6 protein-coding genes, 2 tRNA genes and 2 pseudogenes are annotated in these 9,309 nt (G+C 61.8%); 4 read left to right on the top strand and 6 right to left on the bottom strand.

Annotated elements, in window-relative coordinates; translation table 11 throughout:
* Positions 1-77: transfer RNA gene (locus ACEN88_RS17550), tRNA-Pro, on the top strand.
* A 34-nt stretch (positions 78-111) separates the two neighbouring features.
* A tRNA-Pro gene (locus tag ACEN88_RS17545) sits at positions 112-188 on the top strand.
* A 6-nt stretch (positions 189-194) separates the two neighbouring features.
* Here the strand turns inward: ACEN88_RS17545 and ACEN88_RS17540 are convergent.
* Positions 195-521: a hypothetical protein gene (locus ACEN88_RS17540; RefSeq protein ID WP_413341559.1), complete on the bottom strand. Its 327-nt coding sequence runs from the start codon at positions 519-521 to the stop codon at positions 195-197.
* An 83-nt stretch (positions 522-604) separates the two neighbouring features.
* Between ACEN88_RS17540 and ACEN88_RS17535 the strand changes: the two are divergent.
* Positions 605-736 (top strand): annotated as a pseudogene (locus tag ACEN88_RS17535) (LysR family transcriptional regulator); the annotation flags it as partial.
* A gap of 135 nt (positions 737-871) precedes the next feature.
* On the opposite strand, the gene ACEN88_RS17530 reads toward ACEN88_RS17535, so the two are convergent.
* The 4 genes from ACEN88_RS17530 to ACEN88_RS17515 are packed head-to-tail and all read right to left on the bottom strand — an operon-like array spanning position 872 to position 7,527.
* On the bottom strand, positions 872-1,135 hold the full coding sequence (locus tag ACEN88_RS17530; RefSeq protein WP_413341557.1) for a PAAR domain-containing protein: 264 nt from the start codon (positions 1,133-1,135) through the stop codon (positions 872-874).
* Positions 1,136-1,146: 11 nt separating this feature from the next.
* A complete protein-coding gene (locus ACEN88_RS17525) occupies positions 1,147-2,622 on the bottom strand; it encodes a hypothetical protein (protein WP_413341556.1) in 1,476 nt (491 codons plus the stop codon).
* A gap of 18 nt (positions 2,623-2,640) precedes the next feature.
* Positions 2,641-4,773: a DUF3274 domain-containing protein gene (locus tag ACEN88_RS17520; RefSeq protein ID WP_413341554.1), complete on the bottom strand. Its 2,133-nt coding sequence runs from the start codon at positions 4,771-4,773 to the stop codon at positions 2,641-2,643.
* 27 nt (positions 4,774-4,800) lie between these two features.
* Entirely contained in the window at positions 4,801-7,527 is a 2,727-nt protein-coding gene (locus ACEN88_RS17515; RefSeq protein WP_413341552.1) for a type VI secretion system Vgr family protein, read from the bottom strand.
* A 297-nt stretch (positions 7,528-7,824) separates the two neighbouring features.
* Here ACEN88_RS17515 and ACEN88_RS17510 point away from each other — a divergent pair, with 297 nt between their 5' ends.
* On the top strand, positions 7,825-8,925 hold the full coding sequence (locus ACEN88_RS17510; RefSeq protein WP_413341550.1) for a hypothetical protein: 1,101 nt from the start codon (positions 7,825-7,827) through the stop codon (positions 8,923-8,925).
* Between the two features lie 6 nt (positions 8,926-8,931).
* On the opposite strand, the pseudogene ACEN88_RS17505 reads toward ACEN88_RS17510, so the two are convergent.
* A pseudogene (locus ACEN88_RS17505) lies at positions 8,932-9,309 on the bottom strand (MFS transporter); the annotation flags it as partial.

Below are 9,309 nucleotides of genomic sequence, written 5' to 3'. Positions count from 1 at the left end.
CGGGGTGTAGCTTAGCCCGGTAGAGCGCTACGTTCGGGACGTAGAGGCCGGAGGTTCGAATCCTCTCACCCCGACCATCTGTTTTTCTCCCTCAGCAGTACCCATACCAGTCGGGGTGTAGCTTAGCCCGGTAGAGCGCTACGTTCGGGACGTAGAGGCCGGAGGTTCGAATCCTCTCACCCCGACCACAGAATTCATACAAGACAGCGGCTGATGGCCGCTGTTTTCGTTTCTCCCCCCTGCTCCCGCATGTGCCGGCTGAGCGCCGCCCCGCGCCGCGCCAGGAAGGCCGTCAACAGTTCCGGATAGGGCGGATCGACGGCTGCCCGGACCGACGGCCGCAGTGCCAGCGCCGCGCGCCATGCCTGCACCTTGCTCAGTCCAGCCAGCATCCCGAACTCGCCGATGCGTTCGAACACGTCGAGATAGCGGAACACCGGCGCAAACACCGCATCGACGATGCAGAAGCGTTCGCCGTCGAAGTACGGCGGCGCGTGCAGCAGCGCCGAGCCGAATTCCATCCAGCTCCGGTGGCGCGCGCGCCGCAACGCATCATCCGGACGCAGACGCGGCGCCTCGGTGTCGTCGAGGTATTCGCAGACCGGACGATGCCCTGCCCGACCATCCGTCGGTCTTGTGGCGGCGGCGGCATTTTCCGAAGATTGCGCCGGCTTATCGGGTGAGCAGTATCCTGTCGGCGGCGGAGTGCGTCGCGCTCGGCCTCGGCGTGGCGGTGAACGGGACGAGCCAAGACGGCCAAAGTGATACCGAATATCAGCGAGGCCCAGTATTCATCCGTCGCAGAATGCCAAACGCAATCCGACGCAGCGTCCTGATTGAGAAAATACGTATAGTCGACGAGGTCCGATATTTAATCACGGCCGCTCGTGCCCACGGTCGAGATCAGCTTGGCGCCGCAACTCGTCGCATGACCTTCGAACGCAACCGGCACCCCGTCGATCAGCACCTGCGGCTCGCCCTCGGCGATCACACAATTGTCGTGGCCGCGGATCGGACACAGGCAGCGGTCTCCCTTGCGGGCTACGGCGACGCCCTGCACCTTGCTGTTGGGAGACGCCGTGATGACCTTGCCACCGTGCGTGGTCGGGTCGTTCAGGCGGATGACCTTGCGCATGCGGTACCTCGTCAGCGGGAATAGCCTTGCGTCGTGTCTTTGACGTCGTGGCGGATGCCCCACCACGCCAGGTGGGCAGTATTCTCGCCTCGCGCCCGAAACCAGGGCTCGTCGGGCCGGATCGGCCGCACGATGGCCGGCGGCACTACCAGGGTCGCAATCGGTTGGGCCTGGTCGGTCGTGCCGGCGACGAGCACGGTCTTGCCGATGTGGTTGGCGTAGGCGATGGCCAGCGCGACGTTCGTGAGCGCCGTGCCCGCGCCCATCTCACCGAGCAGTGCGGGCGTATTGAACGCTTGCTTCATGAAGTCCAGTTCCGGCACTTCCTCGGTTGCCGTACGCGCCAGCGCAGCGATGCGGTCGGACGCCGTCACTGCGTTGTTGTTGGCGTCGTGGATGACGTAGCCGACGTCAGTCGTCTGCTTGCCGGCATTGTGCGCAGCCTTTTCGAAGGCTGCCTTCCATGCCTGGATGACGCGCGGCGGTTTGTCTTTAGCCGTATCGAAATCAGTGACCTTGGCGCTCGCCGGATAGCCGAGCCAAGCCAGCGGCGCACGTTCCGTTTTGTAGTTTGGACCGGCCAGGATCAATTGCACCATGTTTTCGTTTATCTGGCGATCTTTTGGACGGCTCGGCGCGTCCCAGTTCATGACCCACACCGTTTCGTTCGGGTGGGCTTGCAGGTAGTCCAGTGCGGCAGACAATGACGTGAAACCGGCGTTGGCGCCGCCCATAGTGATACGTACGTCTGGCGGCGTGTTCCGGGTCCACGCATTCGGAAACGATTTGCTACCGATGCTGAAAGTATTGGTGATGATATCTCGAAGAAAATTCCCTGCCTCGACAGGGTCGAGTTTTCCCTCCGGTAGAGCGTACTCGATATGGATCCCAGCCAGTTCCCGCCATGATGTTTTATCCTCTCTGGAGTGCGCGTTATAGAAATAGTTTGAATCCATGAAATAGATATCATGATAGGCGTATATCAGTTCCTCAATATATTTATGATGATATCCTTTAAAAGTCTCTTTGCCGTCGTTGCCCACGGCAATAGATCCAATAGCCTGTAACTTGCCGTATTTTTCCGGCTTGGCTTTGACCATGTCGTCATTTTTATTGGGGCCGACCAGACCGAGTGTCCACAGCAGTTGCCATTCAGTCGGATAATCCCTCCGCTGCAAGGGATTCAACCACTGCAATCCGACTACCTGAGCCGTGAATGGCTCCGCTTTCTGAGTGGTTGCGACAGGTTTCGGCAATACTTCAGCACGCGCTGGGCGTGAAAAAAAGCCAGTCATAACACCAAGCGTGATCGCCGCAAATGTGGCGGGAATTGCAAACAATCTAGTAAAGATCTGGGCATTGGAGAGAGGGCGAATAGCGTCTGGATCGGCGCGCCACATCATCCAAAGCGACATGAACAATGCCATTACAAAGGCAAGAGTGCCGCAGACGACACGGCGAATCGGTGTATTTGCAAGACTACGCATGGATCGCTTTCTCAAATATTAAAGACCGAGCATGTCTCGCTCATCAACAATCTTCTCAGGCATTTTTCCATGCCGATCATTATTAGCCCAGTCATAGATGGCATCCCCTTTAAATTTCCCAATTTTAAAATATTCAATGAATTCCTTGACGGGATTACCATCATCCAAACCACTCGCGTAACGCCAATCCGCCATTTGACGAAACATTCGGACGTCGTCATTCTTGATATGACATACCCCAACAGGAATGTCATACGCCAGCGCCTTCTTGGCATGATCTGGATTCGTCATGATCGACGAGTGATCGGTAGCTGGCGCCTTAACGTTCTCCGCCAGCGTTTCCTTGATCTTCTTCGCGCGCCAAGCCTTAAAATTATCGCTGGCCCCGTCGAGATTATCTTCTTCGGTGACGAATTCTGAATTTCGGTACAGTCCTTTGCCGGGATCGGAATCTTGATGCAAGTCTTCGCGCCTCGCCCGCATCCGCAGCAGCGCGTGATGCTCGTAACGCAGCGACGCTTCGGTATCCTTGCTTCCCTCAGCCTTTCCTCCCTCATCGGTGTCGTACGGATCGCCTTCCTCACGCACGCGCTCGCGGTCTCGGCTCGCCCCCGGCGCATCCGTTCCTTCGTCAAATATATCGCCGATTTTTCCGAAACGCATCGACTTCGGTTCGAACGCTTCCGGTAGCTTTGGCGCATCCAGGGGTGTTTCCCAATCGTCGTCCGGAAGCGCGTTGATGCGGATATCAATGATGGCCGTGACCAGATAAAAAACCGGTGCCGTTGCGATCGTCACCACCTTGGCAAGCCAGTTCTTGTTCGCGTCCAGCCCTTTTTTGATCGCGTACTTCGCCTGTGGGGACGCGGGATGCCAGAAATTCTGACTACCAGTTTTCAATCCGGTGCCATGGTGATTCTTCCAGAAATGGTAGGCCTTGACACCCTCTTTACCAACAGGAAACTTTTCGGCAAATACGCGCTGGCAAAAGACGTCATCACCTCCTGCCGCCTTTATTTCTTCAGTGCTCATCCCACGCCAACCGATCCCTTGCACCGGGCTAGCCGAAATCACTTGGTCGTGAGGATTGAAATACAGAGTAACGCGACCGTGATTCGTCTTGTTCGGACCAAATCCCCATTGCTCACGGTCCGCTTGTGCGGTGAATCCATGTGGCTGGTTCTTCATGAACGCGTCGATCTTGTCAGGTGCCTGTGCGTTTTCCGCCTGCTTGCGGATAATGTCGAAAAAGTGCTTCAAGGTCGTGGTACGAGCCTTGAGGGTCTGCCGCCCCCAATGAAACTCCCTCGCCGCTATTCCAGTACCCGACCATGCCTCGACGAGGTTCTTCTTCACAAGGCTGTACGGCGGATTACACAGCACATAGCTGTCGGCCACGCAACGACCGGGCTTGCCGGCGACATCTTTGACCTCACCGAACCGGTCGCCGAGGAAGGCTGCCGCCAAGCTGACCATGTTACCCTGGCTGTGACACACGATGGTAATAGGTACGTCTGCCTGCTTTTCCCTGATCGCCTTGATCAATTTTGCGAGCCGCAATGCAGCCAGTACGTAATACGGGCGCGGCGGGCAGGCATATACCATACGGTCGTTGGTGGGATTCAAGTGCTGCGCATGCAGCCAAAGGAAGAGCTGGTCGTTCAAGCCTTGGCCCCACAAGTCCGGCAGCGACGTGCAACCGTTGGCGAAAGGACCGCCGCCCCAGTAATTATTCTCGTTCAAGAAAATACCGTCACCATAGGTCTGCAAATCCTCGGCGCTCGCTTTGTAGCCCCAGCGGAACTGGATGACTGGCGAATAGTGAGCATCCGGCGCAATAAACGTATCTGGTTGTTTGTCCGGATTCAGGTAACCATCCGCGGTCAGATCATCCAGGTACTCGACCGCCTTCAACTGCCCCCCATTCGTGTTCGCGTGAACGATCTCCCCACGCTGGCGCGCAAGGCGCGTGTTCAAGCCGTTGCACAGACCCCGCTCCGCCGCCTGATACCACTCGCCATCCGAATTCACCCCATGCACAAAGATCACGATACCCGGCAACGGCAACTGCATCACCACGTCCAGGTAGCTTTCGTTGAGCAGCGTACTGCCGCTGCCGTCGCCCACCGCGATCACGGTCGGTTCGTCCATTGTCGTGCCTTCCATTACCGCTCCTGCTTACTTCAACAGTTTTTTGAACGTTACTTTGAGCAGCTCCAGCCGGTCACCCTTGACCTTCGGCCCCTCGCCGGCGGCATTCGTCTCGCCCGTAATCGGCGCGGCACCATCGCGCTCGATGTGGACCTGCATGCCCTCGACCGGCTTGCCGTCGGTGGCGCGGACCAGGCGCGGCGTGCGCTCGAACGTGCCCGCACCGAATGACGGCATTTCCGTCTTCCCGCTCGCCGGCCCATTCCAGTGATGCTCCGCCGTCTTGACGGTCAAATTCCCCGGCCCGCCGATCTCGATGTCGCCGCCCTTCAGCCGCAGATAAGCCCCGCCGCTGACGATGAACGTCATCTCTTCCTCGGCCATCGCGATCATGCGTTTGGCCGCCGTCACCTTGATGTCCTTGGCGGAGACGAGCTTCATGTCGTCGTGCTGGCTCTGCATCGTGAAGTCGCCGTTGTGGGCGATCTGCGTGATACCGTCGCTGTGCGAGAACAGCGAGATGCCCTTGCCTGCGTTGACGTTGAAGCGCTTGCCGCTGGCGAGCTGCATGTGCTGCTGCGCGACCGTGTCCAGGTTGACGCCCGCATAGCTGACGATCGTCTTCGGCGTGCTGAACGCGATGCCTTCCGGGCCGGTCACGCTGACGGTCGGCTTGGCGTCGCCCGCCACGTCCGCATTGCGCGCACCCGGTGCCGCCTCGAGGTCGGCCTTGAGCGCATCCTGCGGCGCCGGGTCGACGGGCAGGCCCTGGCGCTGGGCGGCGTACTCGCCCAGCGTCTTGAACAGGTCCAGGCAATCCTGCATCAGCGCGAGGTGCTCGTTGCTGCCCAGTTGCGTGCCGGCGGCGTCCAGGCGTTTCCAGGCCGAGATCAGCAGGGACTTGGCCGTGCGGATGGCGCCGCTGTCGTCCGTCCGCAGTTCGAAGCCCTGGCCGCGCGGGTCGGCACGGCCGTCCTGGCGCGGGTGCGTCAGGTAGCCGAGGTTCAGCTGGCTGCGGGCGTGCACGCTTTCCAGCTGCGCGCTGATTTCTCCCGGCGTGTCGTCCAGGCGCAGCTGGTTGTAGCGCTGCGACTTGCCTTCGCGGCTGACGATGCCGGACAAATAGCGGTCGCCCGGCAGGCGGCTCGTGCGGCTGAACGACGGGGGCGGCGTCTTGCCGCCATGCGCGCGGCCGATGATCAGGGGCTTGTCCGGATCGCCGCCGACGAAGGCGCACAGCACCTGGTGGCCCACGCGCGGCAGCGAGATCGTCCCATACTGGTCGCCCGCCCACGGGTTCGCCACCTGGACCCACGCGGAGTCGCGGTCGCTGTCGGACGCACCCGCGCCGTGCGCATGCGCGTGATCGTCCTCGCGGGCGCCGGGGAAGCGCACCTTGACGCGGCCGAGATGGTCGCAGTGGATCTCTTCGTTCACCGGGCCGACCACGGTGACGTACTGCAGTTCCGTGCGCGGCAGGTCCACGCGCGGGTCGTACGCCGGCACGATCGGCACGCCGCGCCGCACGCAGCTGAAGCGGTTCGTGTAGCGCACGCCCCGTTCGGCGCTGGCCTGGCCCAGCGCGGCACTGCCGTCGCGCCAGCGGTTCAGCGAAAACAGGCGGCGCGCCTGGTCGTCGAGCGTCTTCGGCAGGTTGTTCTCGGCTTCCACGCGCAGTTCGGTGACGACGAAATCGCGCTCGGCCTCCGGATGAGCGTTCAGCTCAGGATGGCCGACGATGGTGTTCCATTGGCCGACACACATGTTGCGCTCGCTGCCCTCGCCCTGGAAGTACTTGGCTTCGTATTCGTGGCGCTGGATGCGCGCCACGCCCAGGCTGCGGTAATCGGCGTCGTTGTCGCCGAGGTGCGGCGGGTCGACCAGGTAGTCGTCCAGGCTCGCGGCAAAATGGTTGCCCAGTTCGCCCTGGTCGTTCATCCCGTTTTCCTGGGTCGTCGCCGCGCCCGACGTCGCATAGTCCCAGCTCTGGCGGCTGATCTTCCCAGGCGTCAGCGTGCGCACGGCGTGCCAGGCCGTGATGACGTCGCGGACTTCGGTCGCATCGTCCCGGTGGAAACGCACCTCGCCGCCGGCATTCTTCTTCAGCGCCATGGCGTCGTCGAACAGCACGAGCGTATGCAACGGCGTCTCGTCGCTGCCCCGTTCACTCGCCGCGCCGGGCTGGATGAACCACGAGATGCCGCGCCGCTTCCACAGGCGGCGCAGGAACGCGCCCGTCGACTCGTTGTACTGCATCGTGAATTCGCGCTGGGGGTACGACTTCAGGCTACCGAGGTCGTAAGCGAACGCACGCGCCGCGACCGGATTCGCCTGGCGGAATTCCTTGAGCAGGATATCCGTGATGTCGACTTCGCTGGCATTGCGGAACACGCGCGTGCCGGACGTCTTGTCGAGCAGGGCGAAGGCATCGCGCACGATCAGCTGGTAGGTGGCCAGCCCGCCATCGCTCTGCCCTTCGGACGCCGCCGCGACGATGCCGCACACGGAACGCAGGCCGCCGCTGTCGGTGACGAACTGCAGCTCCACGGGATTGGCGATGAACTGCTTCAGCGCGAGGCCGGCCTGGGTGGAGACGCACAGCAGCGAGTACTCGATGCCGCCGCACATGCTCTCGATGCCGCTGACGTGCTTGACGAGCAGCTGGTCGTCCCGGACGCCACGTGCGGTGGACATGCGCAGGCGGATGGGACGGTTGGCATCGGTCAGGTCGAACGAGGCGCTGGGTAGCAACATGGATGGGCAGGGCAGATGAGAACGGGGCAATGATAATAAAAAGTTGACACATTTTTCTCACAGATTATTTCATTTGAATCACTTTTTATTCCCTGCTACCTCATTGTTTTTATTGGGAAATTTATCTTTCCTTAAGCAACCGATCGCTACATATTATTGGCCGATGCGATTGAAGTGTGACTTCCACACACAGTGTGGGCCTGCCTGCGCAGCCGCAAAAGCTATGCCGATCCGCGCCCTAACATGAAGCCACATCACGCTTGATGAACTTGGACAATGTCTATTGGAATTTTTAGCTTGGAAAAAGCTAGCATGCAGGGGCGCTTCGTCGCGTTCCTGCATGTAGCACGCTGGACCAGCGTCCTGGTGGCACTGATGTACCACGTCCGTTTCCTGCTGTTCGTGGACTACGAACACGTCCAGGCGAAAACGTGGCTGTCCGACGTCTTTTATTTCTTCACGGGGCTCGGCCATGAATCCTTTGCCGTCTTCCTCGTCCTCGACGGCATCCTGACGGGACGCGCGCTACAGGCCCACGGGCCGCCCGCCCCTGCAACGCCGGGCCGGCACGCCATCGCGCTGTACCGGATTCTCCTGCCCGGCCTGGCCCTCGGCGCCTTGTTCGATGCCGCGGGCGCGCGGTTCTTCAACGGATCGGACCTGTACACGGCCTATCCCGCCTTCAGCACGCTCTCGCTCGGCTATGCCGCGCTGTTAGGGAATCTGTTCATGCTGCAGCCCTTCGTCGTGCCCACGTTCGGCAGCAACGGCATGCTGTACCTGCTGTCGTTCCTGTTCTGGTCGCTCATCCTGCTGGACGTCTTCCTGCGCGCCACGCGCGCCGGCCGGGTCGTGCTGCTGGCGGCCGTGGTGGTGCTGGCGCCGCCCCTGTTCCTGATCTGGTCGGCCATCTGGCTGACCGGCGTCGCGGTGGCGCACATGGGCGCGCTGCACAGCGCCAGGCCGTCGCGGCCCGTCGCCATCGTCGGCTTTCTCGCCGCGCTGCTGCTGTCCCGTTTCCTCGGCGCCGGCGTACATGGGTCGCCGGCGTCCGGCGCCTGGCTCGCCGACTGTAAGTTCCTGCTCGTGGGCTGGGGCTTCGCCACCATCGCCTGGGCCCAGTACCCGCCCGGCGCGCAGCATGAGGCGGTGCGCGACGAACCCGCTGCCGCATTCACCTTCTTCTTCCACTTCCCGGTCATGATGCTGCTCGTCGGGATCGCGACGACACTGCCCGGCCAGTCCCTGATGCAGCAGCCGGCACCGGCACGCTACGGCACGTTCGTCGCCGTCGTCGCCGCCTGCGTGGGCACGACGGTGCTCGTCGCGCGGGCGGTGCGGCCCGCAAAAGTACGGCGCCAGGCCGCGTTGTCGTGGCCTGGCGCCGGTCATTCCTGATGTCTGTTATTGCGCCGACGCGGCCCGGATCCGCACCGCCAGCGCGGCCAGGCTCGATGCGACGGCAAGGATCACGATGCCGTTCCAGCCCCACGCAGCCAGCGCCTGGGCACCGAGCGCGCCGCCCGCTGCCATGCCGACGAACATCGTGGTCATGAAGATCGCGTTCAGGCGGCTGCGGGCTTCCGGTGCGATGCCGTAGACGATGGTCTGGTGGGCGATCATCGTCGCCTGCACGCCCAGGTCGAAGCCGACGGTCGCCAGGGCCAGCAGCACCAGTTGCGCCGACGGCGGCAGGTGCGGCATGGCGAACATGAGCGCGAACGAGGCGACGCTCAGGCCGGCGCCGACGCGGGTCACGAATTGCGGACCGCGGCGGTCGGC

Source organism: Massilia sp. CT11-108 (genome assembly GCF_047302915.1).
Taxonomy (GTDB): Bacteria; Pseudomonadota; Gammaproteobacteria; order Burkholderiales; family Burkholderiaceae_D; genus Telluria; species Telluria orientalis.
The sequence above is the reverse complement of the archived record's forward strand: the minus strand, read 5'-3'. Positions and strand labels throughout refer to the sequence as shown.